The sequence below is a fragment of the Paenibacillus sp. FSL P4-0338 genome (genome assembly GCF_038002365.1).
Classification (GTDB): Bacteria; Bacillota; Bacilli; order Paenibacillales; family Paenibacillaceae; genus Paenibacillus_AQ.
In genome coordinates this window covers 3,579,387-3,597,920 of record NZ_JBBOCG010000001.1, presented here as the reverse complement: position 1 = coordinate 3,597,920, position 18,534 = coordinate 3,579,387, and the positions used below count along the sequence as shown (strand labels likewise).

16 protein-coding genes are annotated in these 18,534 nt (G+C 53.4%); 12 read left to right on the top strand and 4 right to left on the bottom strand.

Going from position 1 to position 18,534, the window contains the following annotated elements; translation table 11 throughout:
- Positions 1 to 14 precede the first annotated feature (14 nt).
- The 5 genes from ruvB (at position 15) to yajC (ending at position 5,782) form a co-directional block, all read left to right on the top strand.
- Positions 15 to 1,022 (top strand): Holliday junction branch migration DNA helicase RuvB, encoded by a 1,008-nt coding sequence (gene ruvB, locus MKZ07_RS15790; protein ID WP_036690556.1) that lies wholly within the window; start codon positions 15 to 17, stop codon positions 1,020 to 1,022.
- A 93-nt stretch (positions 1,023 to 1,115) separates the two neighbouring features.
- The gene (locus tag MKZ07_RS15785; protein ID WP_341026474.1) at positions 1,116 to 3,218 is read left to right on the top strand and encodes a SpoIID/LytB domain-containing protein; all 2,103 of its coding nucleotides are present in this window, start codon (positions 1,116 to 1,118) and stop codon (positions 3,216 to 3,218) included.
- Positions 3,219 to 3,235: 17 nt separating this feature from the next.
- On the top strand, positions 3,236 to 4,264 hold the full coding sequence (gene queA / locus MKZ07_RS15780) for a tRNA preQ1(34) S-adenosylmethionine ribosyltransferase-isomerase QueA (protein WP_036690554.1): 1,029 nt from the start codon (positions 3,236 to 3,238) through the stop codon (positions 4,262 to 4,264).
- Between the two features lie 21 nt (positions 4,265 to 4,285).
- Positions 4,286 to 5,422 (top strand): tRNA guanosine(34) transglycosylase Tgt, encoded by a 1,137-nt coding sequence (tgt, locus tag MKZ07_RS15775; RefSeq protein ID WP_036690552.1) that lies wholly within the window; start codon positions 4,286 to 4,288, stop codon positions 5,420 to 5,422.
- Positions 5,423 to 5,467: 45 nt separating this feature from the next.
- Positions 5,468 to 5,782 carry a preprotein translocase subunit YajC gene (gene yajC, locus MKZ07_RS15770; RefSeq protein ID WP_036690550.1) on the top strand — a complete coding sequence of 105 codons (315 nt, stop codon included), beginning with the start codon at positions 5,468 to 5,470 and terminating at the stop codon, positions 5,780 to 5,782.
- 189 nt (positions 5,783 to 5,971) lie between these two features.
- Here yajC and MKZ07_RS15765 read toward each other — a convergent pair whose 3' ends face one another.
- Both MKZ07_RS15765 and MKZ07_RS15760 read right to left on the bottom strand, forming a co-directional pair.
- Entirely contained in the window at positions 5,972 to 6,811 is an 840-nt protein-coding gene (locus tag MKZ07_RS15765) for a phosphatase PAP2 family protein (protein WP_341026472.1), read from the bottom strand.
- Between the two features lie 99 nt (positions 6,812 to 6,910).
- Positions 6,911 to 7,303, bottom strand: coding sequence for a TIGR04086 family membrane protein (locus MKZ07_RS15760; RefSeq protein WP_036690548.1), 393 nt, complete (start codon positions 7,301 to 7,303; stop codon positions 6,911 to 6,913).
- Between the two features lie 200 nt (positions 7,304 to 7,503).
- Between MKZ07_RS15760 and MKZ07_RS15755 the strand changes: the two genes are divergently transcribed.
- Positions 7,504 to 8,313, top strand: a complete 810-nt coding sequence (locus tag MKZ07_RS15755; protein ID WP_341026470.1) for a DUF421 domain-containing protein — start codon at positions 7,504 to 7,506, stop codon at positions 8,311 to 8,313.
- On the opposite strand, the gene spoVB is transcribed toward MKZ07_RS15755, so the two are convergent.
- Positions 8,310 to 9,911, bottom strand: coding sequence for a stage V sporulation protein B (gene spoVB, locus MKZ07_RS15750; RefSeq protein WP_341026468.1), 1,602 nt, complete (start codon positions 9,909 to 9,911; stop codon positions 8,310 to 8,312). The two genes, MKZ07_RS15755 and spoVB, sit on opposite strands and share 4 nt — an antisense overlap.
- A 214-nt stretch (positions 9,912 to 10,125) precedes the next feature.
- Between spoVB and MKZ07_RS15745 the strand changes: the two genes are divergently transcribed.
- The 6 genes from MKZ07_RS15745 (at position 10,126) to MKZ07_RS15720 (ending at position 16,829) form a co-directional block, all read left to right on the top strand.
- Complete coding sequence (locus MKZ07_RS15745; protein WP_036690543.1) at positions 10,126 to 10,377, top strand: post-transcriptional regulator; 252 nt, start codon at positions 10,126 to 10,128, stop codon at positions 10,375 to 10,377.
- A 233-nt stretch (positions 10,378 to 10,610) separates the two neighbouring features.
- Complete coding sequence (gene secD, locus MKZ07_RS15740) at positions 10,611 to 11,864, top strand: protein translocase subunit SecD (RefSeq protein ID WP_036690541.1); 1,254 nt, start codon at positions 10,611 to 10,613, stop codon at positions 11,862 to 11,864.
- Complete coding sequence (gene secF / locus MKZ07_RS15735; RefSeq protein WP_036690539.1) at positions 11,854 to 12,750, top strand: protein translocase subunit SecF; 897 nt, start codon at positions 11,854 to 11,856, stop codon at positions 12,748 to 12,750. The genes secD and secF overlap by 11 nt, the downstream gene beginning before the upstream one ends.
- A gap of 121 nt (positions 12,751 to 12,871) precedes the next feature.
- Positions 12,872 to 13,837 (top strand): cation diffusion facilitator family transporter, encoded by a 966-nt coding sequence (locus tag MKZ07_RS15730; protein ID WP_036690538.1) that lies wholly within the window; start codon positions 12,872 to 12,874, stop codon positions 13,835 to 13,837.
- 29 nt (positions 13,838 to 13,866) lie between these two features.
- Positions 13,867 to 16,281, top strand: coding sequence for a single-stranded-DNA-specific exonuclease RecJ (recJ, locus tag MKZ07_RS15725; RefSeq protein WP_036690537.1), 2,415 nt, complete (start codon positions 13,867 to 13,869; stop codon positions 16,279 to 16,281).
- 29 nt (positions 16,282 to 16,310) lie between these two features.
- Positions 16,311 to 16,829, top strand: coding sequence for an adenine phosphoribosyltransferase (locus MKZ07_RS15720; RefSeq protein ID WP_036690610.1), 519 nt, complete (start codon positions 16,311 to 16,313; stop codon positions 16,827 to 16,829).
- A 217-nt stretch (positions 16,830 to 17,046) separates the two neighbouring features.
- On the opposite strand, the gene uraA is transcribed toward MKZ07_RS15720, so the two are convergent.
- A complete protein-coding gene (uraA, locus tag MKZ07_RS15715; RefSeq protein WP_036690536.1) occupies positions 17,047 to 18,357 on the bottom strand; it encodes a uracil permease in 1,311 nt (436 codons plus the stop codon).
- Between the last annotated feature and the right edge of the window lie 177 nt (positions 18,358 to 18,534).

Below are 18,534 nucleotides of genomic sequence, written 5' to 3'. Positions count from 1 at the left end.
CGGAGTGAGAAAGAATGGATGACCGGATTATATCGGCTAATCTGATGATGGACGAGCAGGCGGTGGAATTAAGTCTGCGCCCCCGTTATCTGGGTGAATATATCGGCCAGAACCAGGTGAAAGAGAACCTGAAAATATATATAGAAGCGGCCAAGATGCGCAGTGAAGCGCTGGATCATGTGCTGCTGTACGGGCCTCCGGGTCTCGGCAAAACGACGCTGGCCAATATTATTGCCAACGAACTTGGAGTCAATCTGCGGACCACCTCCGGCCCGGCAATTGAACGGCCCGGCGATCTGGCGGCGCTGCTGACGAACCTTCAGGAAGGCGATGTGCTGTTCATTGACGAGATTCACCGTCTGCACCGGACGGTGGAGGAGGTCATGTATCCGGCGATGGAGGATTTCGCGCTGGATATTATGATTGGCAAGGGGCCGAGCGCACGGTCGGTCCGGCTGGACCTGCCGCCCTTCACGCTAATTGGGGCAACGACACGCGCAGGACTGCTGTCTGCTCCGCTGCGTGACCGCTTCGGAGTGGTCAGCCGGCTAGAGTATTACACCATCGATGAACTGAGCTTCATTGTGGCCCGCAACGCCGAACTGCTGGGCATTGAGATTCTGGGCGATGCAGCGGAAGAGATTGCCCTGCGGGCCCGGGGGACGCCGCGGATTGCCAACCGTCTACTGAAGCGGGTACGCGATTACGCCCAGGTCCGGGGCGACGGAATCATCACCCCGGAGATTGCTGCCGAATCGCTGAAGATGCTCCAGGTGGACCCCCGGGGACTGGACAGTATCGACCATAAGATGCTGCAATCCATGATCAGCTCCTTCCGGGGCGGGCCTGTTGGGCTGGATACCATCGCCGCTACGATAGGCGAAGAGAGCCAGACCATTGAGGATGTATACGAGCCCTATCTGCTGCAGATAGGTTTCTTGCAGCGCACGCCGCGCGGTCGCATTGTTACGCCTGCGGCATATCATCATCTCGGCCTTCCGCTTCCACCGCAGCCTAACTGATTGCTGAGAATCCTGCCTATACCGCAACATCTTGCGTATGATCTAGGTACAAACTAAAGTTGATTATCACTAATACTTTATAGGAGGCCTACAATGAAACTTGCGAAGTGGACAACAACAGGAATCGGGCTGCTGGGCCGGGGGGCAATGGCTGCATTGCTTGCAGCAGGCAGTCTGCTCATTCCGGCAGATCACGCCCGCGCCGATTCCGGCGGGCCCATCCGGGTTGCACTGTATGCCGACATTGGCAGCAAATATAAATCTACCGTACCGCTGGTAACCCTGCAGTCTGAGCTGAGCTTCAGCCTGCTTCCGGCAGCCGGCGGCAGCCCGTTATTGTCGGTTCCGGCCCAGAACAAGGTCCGTGTTAGTCTGGACGGGTTCCGGGTGAAGGTGCTGGAGACGCCAAGCTGGCAGACCGCTGCGGATGCGGCGAAGAAGCTTCAGTCTTCTTCCAATAAGCCGCAGATCTTCATGATTGCGAGAGGCGGCGCCAAGGTATATCAGCTATATACCGGAGGCTATGCCAGTGAGAGTGCAGCCAATAACGGGCTGAACGCCGTCCTCAAAGCCGGTCTGGCGATTCCTGAGGGGCAGACCCCTGCGGTGGCCGGAACCAAGCATCTGACTGCGGGCTCCTACGCTACACTCGAGGAAGCCCAGGCGGTAGTCAGCAGCCTGACCACTGCCGGCTTAGATGCCTGGCCGGTATTCATATCCGGTGATGGCGGCAGTGCGCGTACCGAGGTATGGGCAGGCGAGGCGTCAAGTGACAGCGAGCTTGCGGCGGTCTCTGCTTCGGCAGCTGCGCTGCTTCCTCAGCTTGCTCTGACGCCTGTGGCTCCGGGTGCACCCGGAGTAATGATCCGCATGGACGCAGGGCTCGATTTCAACAGCGAAATCCAGGCCTTTCATTATCTGTTATCCGGAAGTGACACGAAGTTCATCTTGTCCGGCAATGAGAAGGGAATCATGCTTACGGAAAGGTCCAAGCGGATCTACCGCGGCGATATGGAGCTTGGCAATCTGAATGGTTCATTGTCTGTCATTAACGTGGTTCCGCTGGAGCAATATCTGTATGCCGTAGTGGGAGGAGAGGTATCCTCCGGCTGGCCGGAAGAAGCGCTGAAGGCCCAGGCTGTAGCGGCACGCAGTTACGCGCTGTCCCAAGGGAACCGCTTCGATGTTGCCAATGTGGTGGATACAACGCTCAGCCAGGTCTATAACGGAATCGGTGCAGAAGCACCCACAATCATCAAGGCGGTCGATGCAACGGCAGGCGAAGTGCTGCAGAGCGGCGGCAAGGTCGTAGAGGCAGTTTTCTCCTCGAACAGCGGCGGCGTTACGGCTGACCCTTCAGAAGTATGGAACAGTGGCGGCAACTATGCCAGTGTGCCCAGCGCAGAGGATATAGCTGCGGTGGGTTCGGCCAAGAAGTGGTATTATGTACTGCTGGACAGCGGCGTCTCCGGCTATGCCCGGGAAGATAACATCAAATTAACAGGCGATAAGACAGCCGCAGGGCTCCCCATTGCCACAGCCACAACCAAGGATGTGAATATCCGGCCGCTGCCTGTTGTTGACAGCAGTGCTGCTCCAGCAGGCAAGCTGAATCCGGGCCAGAACGCCGTAATGCTTAATCAGGTCTATGAATCCGGCAGCTACAGCTGGATCAAGGGTCCGTATTCTTCAGCTGAGCTGCTGAAGAGCCTGACCGGCAAGACCAGCGGTACTTTGCCCTCTTCCATAACCACTCTGGAGGTTACCCGGCGCGGGCCATCGGGGAGAGCGGTAGAGGTCAAGGCGAACGGCCAGATCCTGCAGGTGAAGTACCCGGATCTGTTCCGTTCCTCCTTCGGCGGATTGCCCAGCACCTTGTTTGATATTGTACCTGCCGGAAGTTATACTGTATTAGGCGCTGACGGCTCTACAGCTGCTATCGGCAGCGCAAGCTCTGCCGGAGTGCTGTCTGCCTCGGGCCAAGTAACGTCCAGCGGCAGCGGAACGGTTGTGATGGGCGCGGATCAGACCTCCAGAGTCGTGACCGGCAGTCCGGGCTTCTATTTCATCGGCTGGGGTTACGGGCACGGACTCGGCATGTCCCAATGGGGCGTGAAGGGAATGGCCGACAAAGGGTATGATTATAAGCAAATATTGCAACACTATTTCAATAACGTTACTATAATTAAGAATTAAGGAATGAAGATCCTATTATGAATGTTGAACTTTATGATTTCAATCTGCCGGAGGAGCTGATTGCCCAGACTCCGCTTGCCGACCGCAGTTCATCCAGACTGCTGCTGGTAGACAAGGAGAACGGCCAACTGGACCACGGTCATTTCACGGATATACTGGGGCAGTTCCGCCCGGGCGATACGCTTGTACTTAATGATACACGGGTTATTCCCGCCAGACTGTTCGGAGTCAAGGAAGATACCGGAGCCAAGGCGGAGGTCCTGCTGCTTAAGAATATGGAAGGGGACCGCTGGGAGGCGCTGGTGAAGCCCGGCAAGAAGCTGAAGACTGGAGCGGTCATCGTCTTCAGCGAAGAGCTTCGTGCCGTGATTGAAGATGAGGCGGATATGGGCGGGCGGACACTCCGCTTCATCTATGAGGGGATTTTTCAGGAGATTCTGGACAGGCTCGGCTCCATGCCGCTCCCTCCTTATATCAAGGAAACCCTGGATGACCGTGAGCGGTATCAGACCGTGTATGCCCGGCATGAAGGATCGGCGGCAGCGCCGACAGCCGGACTGCATTTCACCACAGAGCTGCTGGAGCAGATTGCAGCTATCGGTGTGAATATCGTCTATGTCACACTTCATGTCGGTCTCGGAACCTTCCGTCCGATGTCTGTCGAGACCGTGGAAGAGCATGTCATGCATGCTGAATATTTCGAGCTGTCCCAGGCAGCGGCGGATGCACTCAATGAAGCCAGAGCAAGAGGCGGAAGAATAATAGCTGTAGGCACAACCTCCTGCCGGACTCTGGAGACCGTAGGCAGACAATGCCAGGGCGGGCCGATTGAGGCATGCAGCGGCTGGACGGATATTTTTATCTATCCGGGTTATGAATTCACTGTCGTCAATGCACTGATCACCAATTTCCATCTGCCCAAGTCAACCTTGGTTATGCTGGTAAGCGCTTTGGCTGGACGGGAACTGATTCTCGCTGCGTATGAAGAAGCGATTAAGCAGCAGTACCGGTTCTTTAGCTTTGGCGATGCAATGTTCATTTATTAAGCAAGAGGAAGGGTTAAACCAATGGCAGCAATTACTTACGAACACATTAAGACCTGTAAACAATCCGGGGCACGGCTCGGAAGAGTCCACACCCCGCACGGAATTATTGAGACACCGACCTTCATGCCGGTAGGCACCCAGGCTACTGTCAAGACGATGAGTCCTGAAGAGCTTAAGCAGATGGAAGCACAGATCATTCTGAGCAACACGTACCATCTGTTCCTTCGTCCGGGTCATGAGATTATCGGCGAAGCGGGCGGCCTGCATAAGTTCATGAACTGGGACCGCCCGATCTTGACCGACAGCGGCGGCTTCCAGGTATTCTCCCTGAGCGACATGCGTAAGATCACGGAAGAAGGGGTTCATTTCCGCTCCCATCTGAACGGGGATAAGAAGTTTCTGTCTCCCGAAGTGGCTATGGAGATTCAGAATGCGCTCGGTTCAGATATTATGATGGCCTTCGATGAATGCCCGCCTTACCCGGCAGAATATGAGTATGTGAAAAAATCGCTCGAACGCACCACCCGCTGGGCCGAGCGTTGCCTCAAAAGCCATGCCCGTCCGAATGACCAGGGACTGTTCGCCATCGTACAGGGGGGCATGCATGAGGATCTCCGCCGCCAGAGCGCGGCTGATTTGACTTCCATGGATTTCCCGGGGTATGCTATTGGGGGACTCAGCGTCGGAGAGTCCAAGCAGCTTATGTATGAAGTGCTGGATTACACGGTTCCGCTGCTGCCACAAGGGAAACCACGCTATTTGATGGGCGTAGGTTCACCGGATGCGCTGCTGGAAGGGTCAATCCGCGGAATAGACATGTTCGACTGTGTTCTGCCTACCCGTATTGCCCGTAATGGAACAACGATGACCAGTCAGGGAAGACTCGTCGTGCGCAACGCGCAGTATGCCCGTGATTTTGGGCCGCTTGATCCGGAGTGTACCTGCTACACCTGCCGGAATTATTCCCGCGCTTATCTGCGTCATCTGATTAAGGCCGACGAAACCTTCGGCTTGCGGCTGACAACGTACCATAACTTACACTTCCTGCTGGAATTGATGCGTAAAGTGCGTGAAGCCATCATGGAAGATCGGCTGCTTGATTTTCGCGATGAGTTTTTTGCACAATACGGATTATATGATAATCTAAAAGGCTTCTAGAGAGTACGGAGTGTTCATGTTTATTCTTGAAAGGGGGGAAATGATATGTCACAGTTTTATATGGCAGCAGGTTCAGGCGGCGGAGGCAGTATTCTGGGTCTTGTAGGTCCTTTTGTACTGATGTTTGTCGTGTTCTACTTCCTGCTGATTCGTCCGCAGCAGAAGAAGACCAAGGCACGTAACGGAATGCTCAAATCGCTGAAAAAGGGCGATAAGGTAGTTACCATCGGCGGTCTGCACGGAACGATCATGGAGATTTCGGATGACATCGTTATTCTGCGGGTTAATGATGTGACCCGATTGACGTTTGACCGTGGTTCGATCAGTCACTCGGTTGTGGAAGTAGAAGACAAGATGTAAGGGTCTCTACCAAATTACATAAAAATCGGCGTTTCTCCTAGGAGAAACGCCGATTTTTTTAAAATATAAGTATTTTTATGTTTTACGCTATAAATTATCCTTCTATTTCTCGCTGAAACGGTACCGTCCTTTAAAAGGACGGCAAAGCCGTTTCCACTTGTATGCTCCTCATATGCGGAAATGATTGCACTACCTTGTGTTGGTGACCCGGCCCCGCAATCTCAAACCCTGTTCCCCGCTGCGCAGGGTAAGCTTGGCAAGCGGTACGGCAATAGCCGTGGACAGCACAGCCAGCAAGGTGCCGCCAATCATGTCGGTCAGCCAGTGAATGCCGAGATAGAAGATTCCAAAAACGATAATAACGGCTGAGATTGTACTAATCACCATCCAGCGGCGGTTGCCGGAACGGTAAGCGAGCAGAGCCATGGAAACGGAGATGGCGGTATGCAGGCTCGGGAAGCAGTTATTGAGGCCGGATAGCGGCCGGTATTCCTGTTCAAACTTCGGGAAAACGTCGAGCATGATGAACCGTACCCCGGCAGGCGCATAGGACCATACCTCGTTAACCGGAAAGTACAGATAGAACGGAATAGCGATAGCATAGGTTAAAATAATGGTGTAGCAGGTCGCATAGAGGATCACACGGTTTTTGTCCAGCAGATAGATCCCCAGTGAGGCCGCCAGCACGGCTTGCAGCATGAAGATATAGAAGAAGACAATCACCGGTGTCAGCCAGGGAGCGTAGAACAGCTCTTGAACCATCCTGACGAAATGCCCCTCCAGCCCGAAGATAAAACCTGTGTAATCTGCGGTCAGCCGCATCTTTTCTTCGATCTGCAGCTCATATTTATTCAGGGCAAGAATACTGAACATCCCTATAATAATGAGTGTGAATTTATAGGACCTCAGCAGCTCTCTTCCGATTTCAACTAAGGCCATCAGCGGATTGCGCCGTGCGCCGATCCAGATTAAGATCACAACAATGGCAACGGTATACACAACTACAAGATTCATGGATTGATACAGCAAAGCATTCGAAGCCTCCTTGATAATCGCTCATATGAAGTCAGACATAGGTAGTGTACCATATTTTCAAGGGAAGGTTTCAAATTTCGAAAATTATATTAATTAGGATTTCTGTAAATTAACCCCAAACACTCCTCCGAGTGCGCTAATGCCTGCGGCCGCCAGAACCCACAGGAAGTCCATTCCCCCCGGCGAACTGTCAAGCGCCAGAAATCCGATCAGCAGCACAGCCAGTCCGTATAACATGCCTGTGAGTGCTCCTTGGTACCAGCCTCTGCGGACGGCCCTGCTGCCTGCGGTCAAGCCTCCGAATGCGGCAGCGACGCCGTGCACAATGTAGGTGTACATAGTGAGGTCCTGTTCCTGCAGTCCGCTGCCCCAGAGCAGGAGGGAGAGGATGAACGCACCCAGCATCATCCACAGGAACGAGCGGATTAAACCCGATAATACCGGACTAGATATTTTCCATGAGAATAGACGCCTGATCAGAGACATGGTAAAACCCCCTAAAAGTTTGTTAACCGGATACTAATTATTGTATGGGGAGGCTTGCCCCAATAGTACAAGAATAGGCGGTATGACTTTTACCAGTAATTAAGCAGCAGCTTTCCGAATGTTCCCCTTACGGTCAGGTCAGAATAGGGGTACATTAATCCCCCTATATGGGGGAGTAGCGGAAGGGGAGCGAAGAGAATATGTTCCAGCATATTACGACCCATGTCTTTCTGACCGTGCTGATGTATATCTTCATTTTCCTGAGCATGCGCATCATGGGCAAACGTGAAATCGGCAAGCTGTCTGTATTTGACCTGACCATTTCCATCATGATTGCCGAGATCGGTGTCTTTGTGATTGAGGATATCGAGCGCCCCATCTATGATGGTGTTGTGCCTATGGCCACACTGGTGCTGATTCAGGTTATCGTCGCACAGCTCAGTCTGAAGAGCCGGAAGCTGCGCCTGATGGTGGATGGCAGACCCAGCATCCTGATTTCGGACGGGAAGATTCACCGGGGCGAGATGCGCAGGCAGCGGTATAATATTGATGATCTGCTGGTGCAGCTCCGCGGGCAGAATATTGTCAGTCCGGCAGATGTAGAGTTCGCTATCCTGGAGACAAGCGGGCAGTTAACGGTGATTGAGAAGAATGCCAAAGTCACCTCATCCAATCAGTCGGGCAACAGCAGCTCCGGCGCAGAGCGGAAGGAGAAGAACGGCGGTAGCCAGAAGGACTCCGGCGATGCTGAATCATCCGGCGGTGACTCTGCTTCCGTGAAGCTCCCGAAGCATAAGATCCGTTATGAAGGACTGCCGATTCCGCTGATTATGGACGGTAAGGTGCAGGACAGCAATCTGGAGATGATCGGCAAGAACCGGTTCTGGCTTAGAACCCAGATCCGGCAGAAGGGTGTCGCTGATTTCCGGGATGTGTTCCTGTGCTCCGTGGATCATAAAGGAGAGCTCTACATTGCCCCGATCAGTCCCGATAAGGGGAAGCAGACCTAACTGCGCCAGCGTCTGAAAAAGGGCACCCGTTCCAGGTCACGCCTGGAGATCAGCCCGGATAACAGGCAGATGCTTAGATAGATGGCCATGCCACAAATAGCAGCGGCCAGAAATTGTATCCACTGCGACTGTGAGATTGGAACAGACGTATAGACATACGACATCCCGGCGGCCATGATGACCGTAGCGGCCAGGATTTTCAGCGGGTCCGACCAGCGGAGGGACATTGCGGTCAGCCTGACTACACTGTAGCCGTGCAGAAGCGTGACAAGTAAGCTGTTAACCATAATGGCGATGATGGCGCCCAGAATGCCGTATTCGGGCCGGGAGGCCAGCAGGAGGATCAGCAGGATTTTGACAATAGCTCCTATCAGCGTATTAATCAGCGCCTTGCCCGGACGGTCCATGGCCTGGAGGGCCGCCTGCAGTGGGGCCTGGACATATAGAAACACAGCGAATGGGGCCATCATCCTAAGCATAGGGGCAGTATCCGCGGCATTGCCGTACATTAATGTGCAGAGAGGTACGGCAAGAATATACATAACCGCAGCAAATGGGGCACCGGTCACCATGGCGAGCCGCAGGGCTTGGTGCATTCTTTTATGAATCGTGGGCAGATCGTTGCGGGCGGCCGCCTCGGATAAGGAAGGAACGAGGGATACGGCCAGCGAGGAGCTGAGTACACCCGGCAGCAGCAGCAGCGGAATCACCATTCCCTGCAAGGAACCATATTGTGCGGTTGCGGCCGCAGCCGCGATTCCGGCAAGCGCGAGGCTGCGCACGGTAATGATGGATTCCAGAAGGTAAGAGAATGAGCCGATCAGTCGACCGGCCGTTACCGGTATTGAAATGCCGATTAGACGCTTAAAGACAGGTGTAGTTGTATGATCGGGCTCGTGTCCGGCACTGCCCTGTGTACCTTGATTAGTTACATCCACGGAAGGCGGGGGTTCAGACCTGTCTTTTTTGTCGTTAAAATAATATTGCCCCAGCAGGGCCAGCATTCCGGCGATCTCCCCCACAGTCACGCCAAGCATGGCACCCGCAGCCGCAAAGGCGATGCCCTTCGGCAGCAGCATCCAGGAGAACCACAGCATGAAGAAGATCCGGATGACCGATTCCAGCACGGAGGAGAAGGCCGAGGGAATCATGTTCTGCCTGCCTTGAAAGTATCCCCGGTAGATGGATGAGACGGCGACGATGGCGATCATGGGGGTCATGCTGACGAACGTATAATAGACACGCTGGTCCGTCAGAAGAACGCTGGATACCCAGGAGGCGGTGAACAGGGCGACGAAGGTGAACACAATGCCCAGCGACAGGCTGAGGGCAAGGCCGGTTTGCAGGATTTTGCGCGACTGCTCCGGGCGGTTCTCCCCTTCGGCTTCCGCCACCAGCTTGGCAATGGCCAGCGGGATTCCGCCCGTAATTACCGTAATTAGCACAATGAAAAACGGGTATCCGAGCTGATACAGACCCACCCCCTCAGCACCGATGATCCGGGGCAGGGCAATCCGGGGAATGAAGCCAAGCATCCGGTTAATGATACCGGCGAGCAGCAGGATGATCGTTCCTTGTATAAAGGTCTGTTTCCTCACAGGGCACTCCTTCTTCCTACATATGAGATGAAACTGCAGGTGAATTACCGCCATAATCAAGCCAGGCTTGTATAAGGATATGCCAGTACAGGCCTACTCCATGACAAGCATTCCATAGACAAGTTTTTTGACTGAAAGCAGGAAAGTATGAGCGCAGGGTCGAATACGTAGCACTGAGCATACGTAATTGAGGAATCTTTGGAGGTGCCTGCACGTGGAATCGGAACAATGGAGATATGACGAGCTTAGTGAAGATATCGAAGCCATGTGCATCAGCAAAGCGGAGGAATTCCGGCTCCTCGGCTATGAATATGTGACCGGTAAGGATATTTGGGATTGTATCAGCCGCAATTATGCCAAGGAGGGAAGACCTCCCCTGCACAGGCTGGTCAATGACATCTATTCGCTCAAGTCAGGCAGTTATATGACTTATCTGACCTTGGCGGCCTACCGGGGATTGAATTAACGGGGGGATTTGTCAAAAGGAACGATTTTCTTTTGCAAACGGGTACGCGAAGCAGTAAAGTAAGTACAGAGTGTTCAGACTTGTCCTATCAAACGGAGGTATCCTCGCTGTGCAGCAGAACCTGCCGTTTCTTTGTGTGAATCAAGACACCGTCATTCCTTATGAATTGACGGTCATTTCGCACGTAGCTATAATAGGAATATTGAAGTAATGAAAGGGGAACTAGCTAGAGCATGAAGAGAATGATGAGCTTTATCATTACCGTGGTCGTTCTAACCGGCGTCATGGTATTTACTACTCCCGGGCTGCTGGACAGAGTCCGTCTGGGTCTTGACCTTAAGGGCGGATTCGAAATTCTGTACCACGCCGAGCCAATGGATACGGGAGGAACTCTGACCCGCGCTTCGCTGCAGAAGACTGCAGAGAGCCTGGAGAAGCGGGCGAATGCACTCGGAACCAGCGAGCCTGAGGTGACCACCGAAGGTACAGACCGCATCCGTCTGAAGATCGCAGGTGTTACCGACGAAGCAGAGGTCCGCAAGAAAATGAAAGAACCCGCAGTTCTCACCTTCCGCAGTGCCAAGGAAGGGGATGCTCCCGGAGTATTCAGTAAGATTGAGCTTGTAGGCAGTGACTTCGTGGAAGGTGCGGCAGAGGTTCAACGCGACAGTCTGAACCGTCCCGAAATCAGCATCTCGATCAAAGACAAGAAGAAATTCGCAGAGATTACCGAGCGTCTGCTGGGTAAGGAACTTGCTATCTATCTGGATGAGAACCTGTTATCTGCGCCTCCGACGGTACGAGCTGTGCTGACCGATGGTAAGGCTTCGATCTCCGGGGGATATACACTGGATGAAGCCCGTGAGATTGCCGATACGATCAACCTCGGTGCGTTACCGCTGAAGCTGACAGAGAAATATTCCCAGAGCGTAGGGGCTACACTGGGTAAGCAATCCCTGGATGAGACTGTCAGAGCCGGTATTGTCGGTTCTGTAATTATTTTGATCTTCATGCTGCTTATGTACCGTCTTCCGGGCGTACTGGCCAGCTTCGCGCTGATCCTGCACACCTGGCTGCTGATTCTGGTATTTGTCCTGGCGGACTTTACGCTGACCCTTCCTGGGATCGCCGCGTTCATTCTCGGTATAGGGATGGCCGTCGATGCCAATATCATTACCAATGAACGGATCAGGGAAGAGATGCGCAGCGGGAAGGGCATTATGTCTTCCGTCAAAGCAGGGAACAAGACCTCCTTCCGTACAGTTATGGATGCGAATGTAACCACTATTATCGTAGCGGCTGTCATGTTCGCCTTCGGTACTGGTGCGGTCAAAGGCTTCGCACTGATTCTGATCGTGGAAATTGTACTAAGTATCGTAACAAACCTTTATTTTGCCCACTGGATGCTGACTGTGCTGGTTAAAGCCGGCGCACTCAAGAAGCCGAAGCAATTTGGGGTAAAGGAGAGTGACATCAGTGCGCTTTAAGAAAGAGCTTGACTTCGTACATTTAAGTAAATTTTTCTATATCTTCTCGATCGCCATTACTGTAGCTGGTCTGATCTTTCTGGCGACCTTCGGCCTGAATTACAGCGTTGACTTCAAGGCTGGTTCCAATGTGGACGTGTCGCTCTCGAAGAGTGTCACGCTGGCTGAGCTTCAGCCGGCTCTAAAGGATGCAGGCATTGGGCATGAGCCGACGATTACCATCGGCGACAAGCGGGTCAACATCCGTTATGATCAAGAGCTGAGTGATACACAGAGCGAGACCCTCAAGAAGTCAATCAACAAGATTGATGAGAAGGCGTCTTTTGAGATCAACACCGTAGATACCGAAATGGCCAAGGAGCTGGCCCGGAATGCGATTTATTCTGTGCTGCTTGCCAGTATCGGGATTATCATTTATGTTAGTATCCGGTTTGAATGGCGTTTCGCGTTGGCTTCCATTGTGGCGCTGCTCCATGACGCATTCATGGTAGTGGCGATCTTCTCGATCTTCCGTCTGGAGGTTGACATTACCTTCATTGTCGCGGTGCTGACCATTATCGGTTACTCGATTAACGATACGATCGTTATCTTTGACCGGATACGCGAGAATCTGCGCTTCGGTAAACAGAAGTCGTATGAGGACCTGAAGCACCTGGTTAACAAAAGTGTAATGCAGACACTCATGCGTTCTCTTTATACAGCCTTCACCGTATTTATCGCCGCGTTCTTCCTGCTGATTATGGGCGGCGAGTCGATCCGCATGTTCTCGCTGGCCATGGTTATCGGTCTGCTCTTCGGAGCCTATTCATCGATCTTCATCGCAAGTCCGCTCTGGCTGCTCCTGAAGAAGCGCCAGAAGCCGGCTAAGACCCCGGCCAAAGTCTAACACCCGCTTGTTCTGTAAGCCGCGTCTGTAGCGACGCGGCTTTTCGGAATCTTCGGGTTAGGGCGTCTTGCTTGATTTCATCATCATGAGTTTACCTGCTAGTGGTAAGGAGGGCCTCGTTATGAATGACAAACCATTACCCCGGAAACAAACTGTTGCCTGGACCGGAATCCTTAGTGATGTTCTGCTTGCTGTAGCCAAGGGAAGTATCGGTTATCTGTCAGGCAGCAAAGCATTGTTGGGGGATGCAATTTATTCGGGAGCAGATGCCGCTGCCAGACTGGCGGGGGTGATTCCGTGGAACCTGAAGCAGAGTCACAAGACTGCAGGCGCAGCCGAACGTGGCCGCACTGTACAAGGAAGCAAGGAGCCCATGGCGGCTATTCTTTTCTCTGTGCTGATTATTATGGGCGGGCTGCAGGTTGCTTTCTCGGCTATCCGTGATTTGACAAGGGGACATCTGTCGGCACCGGAGGAGTCAGCGCTTGTTGCTGTCCTGCTGTGCATTGTGTTCAAAGAGGCGGTATTTCAATACCAGTACCGTTATTTCAAAAAAAAGGGTGACGGCAGTCATGCAGCTTATGCCGATAGCCACCGGTTCAGCCTCTATACGTCTATAACTGTATTTATCGGAATTGCCCTGGCCATAACTGGAGGATACTTGAACTGGCATCCTCTGCTCTACATGGACCCCATTGCAGCTCTGCTGACCGGATGTCTGATTCTCCGCAAAGGCTATTCATTAATTGCTTCCTCTGTGTACAGCAAGAAGATTCAGGAGCTTCCTTCCGAGGAAGCAGCCAGCTTCATCGAGACGGTTCAGCGGGTACACGGAGTCATCCGGGTGGAGCAGCTCCGGGCGCTGGAGGAAGGCGACTATGTGAATCTGCATGTAAAGATTAGTGTGAATCCGCGGATCAGCGTGATGGAAGCACAGGATATTTCGGAATGTGCAAGGAAGCTGCTTCAGCACCGGTTCGTTCATGTTGGTGAGGTTCATATGGATGTTGTGCCGTATGATCCGGGTTATCCTTATAAAAGCAATCACGAGCTCGTGGACAACGATATTCCCACGCTGCTTCAGTAGTCTGCAAGGTGAGAGAAAGGTGAGCTGTATTGCTTCATTCAAAAACAAGCTGGCAATCTCCGGCAGCCGATTCCGAGCGTATTCAGGAACTGGCCCGGAGCCTTTCTATTTCTCCGCTCCTTTCTTCACTGCTGGTGCAAAGAGGTATGGATACCGCTGACAAGGCGCGCGTATTCATGGATTCAGGAGCGGAAGATAGACATGATCCATTCCTGCTCAAAGGAATGGCTGAAGCGGTGCCACGGATACAGAAGGCACTGCAGGAGGAAGAGCATATTCTGGTGTACGGTGATTATGACGCAGACGGGGTATCCAGCACAGCGCTGATGATCTACCTGCTGCGTCATCTCGGCGCCTCCTTTGACATTTATATTCCCCATCGGTCCAATGAAGGCTATGGACTGCATAATCATGCGCTGGACTGGGCGGTCCAGCAGGGTGTATCTCTCGTCATTACGGTTGATACTGGTATCAGTGCCTATCATCAGATTGCCTATGCCTCGGAGCTGGGCATTGATGTTATTGTCACGGACCATCATGAGCCGCCGGAGCTGCTGCCGGAGGCGTATGCCCTGATTAACCCGAAGCTGCCGGACTGCCCGTATCCGTTCAAGGGTCTGGCCGGAGTGGGGGTGGCTTACAAACTGGCTGAAGCGCTCCTGGGCAGCGAAGTGCCGGAGGAATGGTGTGAGATTGCCGCCATCGGCACCGTAGCTGACCTGATGCCGCTGCTGGGCGAGAACCGCAGTCTGGTGCGCAGAGGCCTCAGCAGCATGCGGAATTCATCCTTCCCGGGCATCCGAGCGCTGCTCTCGGTGAGCGGTATTGCGATGAACACCGTCAGTGCGGTGAATATCGCCTTCGGGATGGCTCCGCGTATTAATGCCAGCGGAAGACTGGATCATGCTGGCCGGGCGGTTACACTGCTGACCACGGAAGATTCGGCAGAAGCTGAGCAATTTGCCGGTGAGCTGGATCTGCTGAACAAGGAACGCCAGCTGGTTGTGGAGCGAATTGTCACTGAAGCCACCGCCAAGCTGGAGGAGAGAATCAGCCGGAGCGGACTGCCGGATATTATTGTGCTGGCGGACCAGGGCTGGAATGTCGGCGTAGTCGGCATTGTGGCCTCCAAGCTGCTGGAGCGGTATTACCGTCCGGTCATTATTCTGGACATTCATCCGGAGACCGGGATGTGCAAGGGCTCTGCCCGCTCTATTCCGGGCCTGGATATCTATGCAGCCTTATCCTCATGCGCCGGACTGATGGACCACTTCGGAGGACATCCGGCTGCGGCGGGGATGAGTCTGCCGCAGGATAAGCTGGAAGCCTTCGATGCGGCGCTGAACAGCTATGCTGCGTCTATTCTGAAACCGGAGGACTTCGTAGCTGTTACAGCTGCGGACGGCGAGGTCTCCATTGCCGATCTGACCCTCCAGGCTGCGCTGGAGCTGGAGCGGCTTGCCCCGTTTGGCATGGCCAATCCGCTGCCGAGATTCATTCTGCGCGAAGCGGTTGTGAAGGAGACCCGGAAGATGGGCCAGGAGGGCAAGCACCTGAAGCTTGTGCTCCAGCAGGACAAGCTGACGATTGAAGCTGTAGCCTTCGGCAAGGGTCCGCTGGCAGAGCTGCTTCCGGACGGAACAGTCGTGGATGTATTGGCAGAGCTGTCCGTCAATGAATGGAACGGCTCGCGCAAGCCCCAGCTGATGCTGCAGGATCTGGCGGTGCCGAAGGCGCAGCTGTTCGATCTGCGCGGCGCAGCTGATGCTGTCAAGCAGGCAGCGCATATTCAGGAGCTGCTCCGCACCTATAGCGGCAGCAATCCGGGCCGGAGTGCTGCGGTCTTCCAGAACAGCCGGACGACGCCGCTGCGTGATCTTAAGGGCATGTCCCTCTGGGTATACGATGAGTCTGCCGGGATCTCTGCTGTACATGAGCCGGAAGGCGCGCATGATGAAGAGGGACTGTCGCTGCTCTGTGTGCTGGATATGCCCGAGTCCCCGGAACAGCTGGAAGCGCTGTTCACTGCTTTTCCCCGGGCGGAGAACATTGCCCTGCTGCATTCGATCCGTGACGGGCGTGACCGGCTGCAGGTGCCGACCCGTGATCATTTCAAATCGTTATATAAATGGATCGCCGCAATCGCTGCATCTCCAACTCCTGAGCATGAAGTGCTGCTGCGGCTTAGCCGCCAGTCGGCGCTTGGTGTGCGTATGGTGAGCAGAATGCTGGATGTGTTCGATGAGCTTGACTTCATTGAGCGCAGCGGCGGCACAATCACCTTTGTCCCGCAGCCTGCCGCCAAGAGTCTGAGCTCATCAGAGCATTTCGTCAGACTGGGCAAGACGGCGGAGATGGAGCAGTATTTCATGGAAGGCAGCCGCAGTGAATTGCAGGAGTTTATGCTGTCACGGTCATTGGTTCAAGTAACTTCAGCGGGGTGATTCCCGCTTACTTTTAGGAGATGATGATGTTGGATTTCAAAGACAATATTCGCGTAATTCCGGATTTCCCCCAGGCGGGAATCAGCTTCAAAGATATTACTACACTGCTCAAGGACGGCGCTGCGTACCGTGCAGCCATCGATGAGCTTAAGGCTCTGGTGGCCCACCTGGAGATCGACGTCATTGCCGGACCGGAGGCGCGCGGCTTTGTAGTAGGCGCACCACTGGCTTACGCGCTCGGGGTAGGCTTCGTGCCTATCCGCAAAAGCGGCAAGCTCCCTTATGAGACAATCGAAGTAGGCTATGATCTGGAATACGGCAAGGATACCCTCGCTGTGCATACCGATGCGATCAAGCCCGGCCAGAAGGTGCTGATTGCGGATGATCTGCTGGCTACAGGCGGTACAATTGCTACTTCTGTTAACCTGGTAGAGCAGCTTGGCGGCCAGGTGGTCGGCGCTGCATTCCTGATCGAATTGACAGCCCTGTCCGGACGGGACAAGCTGACGGATATTGAAGTTGTTACCTTGTTGACTTACGAGGATTAATCCTTGTACCCGGCAACTTTTCCCGGGAAATATAAAGCGGACTGCTGTCGAATGAAGACAGCAGTCCGCTTTTTTTGAAATATAAGCATTTATATGTTGCACACGATAAATTATCCTTCTATTTCTCGCTGAAACGGTATCGTCCATTAAAAGGACGGCAAGGCCGTTTCCACTTGTTATAGGTTGAATTGGGTGGACAATAACAGTTGAGAGGTACTTAATGTGCCGATTTGTCAGCTTCCTGTTCATTGGACAGGCCCAGTACCTCGATCAGCTTGAAGAGCAGGGCAAGGACCATACCGACGATAGTCGCCAGTGCCATCCCTTTCAGCTCTACACCGCCGAGCTTCAGCGAGATGCCGCTGATGCCGACAACCAGGACGAGCGTAGCAAGAATCATGTTGGTGGCTTTGGAGAAATCGACTTTCTGTTCCACGAAGATACGCAGGCCTGACGCCGCAATAACCCCGAACAGCAGCAGGGATACACCGCCCATGACCGGCAGCGGAATGTTGGCAATAACCGAGGAGAACGTTCCGGAGAACGACAACACAATGGCGATTACAGCAGCTCCCGCGATAACATATACCGAGTACACCTTGGTCAGAGCCATTACGCCGATATTCTCACCATAAGTGGTATTAGGCGTAGATCCCAGGAACCCGGAGAGAACAGTTGATATCCCGTTACCCATCAATGAGCGGTCCAGTCCCGGGTCCTTGGTGAGGTCCTTGCCGACAATATTGCTGGTAACCAGCAAATGGCCGATATGCTCTACAATGACCACAAGTGATACAGGAATAATAGTCAGAATGACCTGCCAATTGAAGGATGGGGTGATGATCGTGGGATGCGAGAGGAAGCTTGCTTGAGAGATGGCACCGGTATTCACCTCACCCAAGATATAAGCGAGTACATAACCGGTAACAATACCGATGAGGATATGAATGATTTTGGGGAAGCCGCGGAACAGCACGGAGCCGAGCACGGTAACACCAAGCGTGACGAGCGACAGGGAAATCGCTTTGCCGTCAGGCGTCCAGTCGGCGGTGGCCACACCATCAGGAGCAATCAGTCCGGCCATCCGTGCGGCTACAGGCACAAGCTCCAGTCCGATCGTGGCAACTATCGCTCCCATGACTGCAGGAGGGAATACAATATCAATCCAGCCGGTACCAGCATAACGTACAATTAAGGCCACAAGAATGAATATAACACCAGTCACGATAAAAGCGCCCAGTGCAAGCGAATATCCGCGCTCATGATCGCCGGCATGCTCTTTCAGCACAAGCAGTACCGGAGAGATGAAGGCAAAGCTTGAACCCAAATAGGCGGGGATTTTGCCGCGGCAGATCAGAATGTATAGCAAGGTGCCGATACCGTTCATCAGCAGGATCATGCCGGGATCTACCCCGAACAGGTTGGGAACAAGCACGGTGCTGCCGAACATGGCGAACAGATGCTGAAGACTCAGGAGGAAGCCCGGGCCCCAAGGGAGTCTTTCGTTAATTTGAATTTCGCGTTGCAATGGAGTTCACTTCTCTTTCTGATCTAATTTGATTTGACAATTCTTATCTTTATAAAAAACCGCCTTTACTAGATTAAATAGAACAGCGGTTTTTTACAACAACATTTTTACCCGTGCCACAAAATTGTCTTTTCTTGACCCTTTCCCTGACAAGAATACCACGCTATGGCAAGTGTT

Coding starts and splice junctions, on each gene's coding strand:
- tgt (WP_036690552.1), top strand. CDS start 4,286: ATGGCAGCAATTACTTACGAACACATTAAGACCTGTAAACAATCCGGG.
- MKZ07_RS15760 (WP_036690548.1), bottom strand. CDS start 7,303: ATGTCTCTGATCAGGCGTCTATTCTCATGGAAAATATCTAGTCCGGTA.
- MKZ07_RS15730 (WP_036690538.1), top strand. CDS start 12,872: ATGAATGACAAACCATTACCCCGGAAACAAACTGTTGCCTGGACCGGA.
- secD (WP_036690541.1), top strand. CDS start 10,611: ATGAAGAGAATGATGAGCTTTATCATTACCGTGGTCGTTCTAACCGGC.
- yajC (WP_036690550.1), top strand. CDS start 5,468: ATGTCACAGTTTTATATGGCAGCAGGTTCAGGCGGCGGAGGCAGTATT.
- MKZ07_RS15785 (WP_341026474.1), top strand. CDS start 1,116: ATGAAACTTGCGAAGTGGACAACAACAGGAATCGGGCTGCTGGGCCGG.
- MKZ07_RS15755 (WP_341026470.1), top strand. CDS start 7,504: ATGTTCCAGCATATTACGACCCATGTCTTTCTGACCGTGCTGATGTAT.
- ruvB (WP_036690556.1), top strand. CDS start 15: ATGGATGACCGGATTATATCGGCTAATCTGATGATGGACGAGCAGGCG.
- queA (WP_036690554.1), top strand. CDS start 3,236: ATGAATGTTGAACTTTATGATTTCAATCTGCCGGAGGAGCTGATTGCC.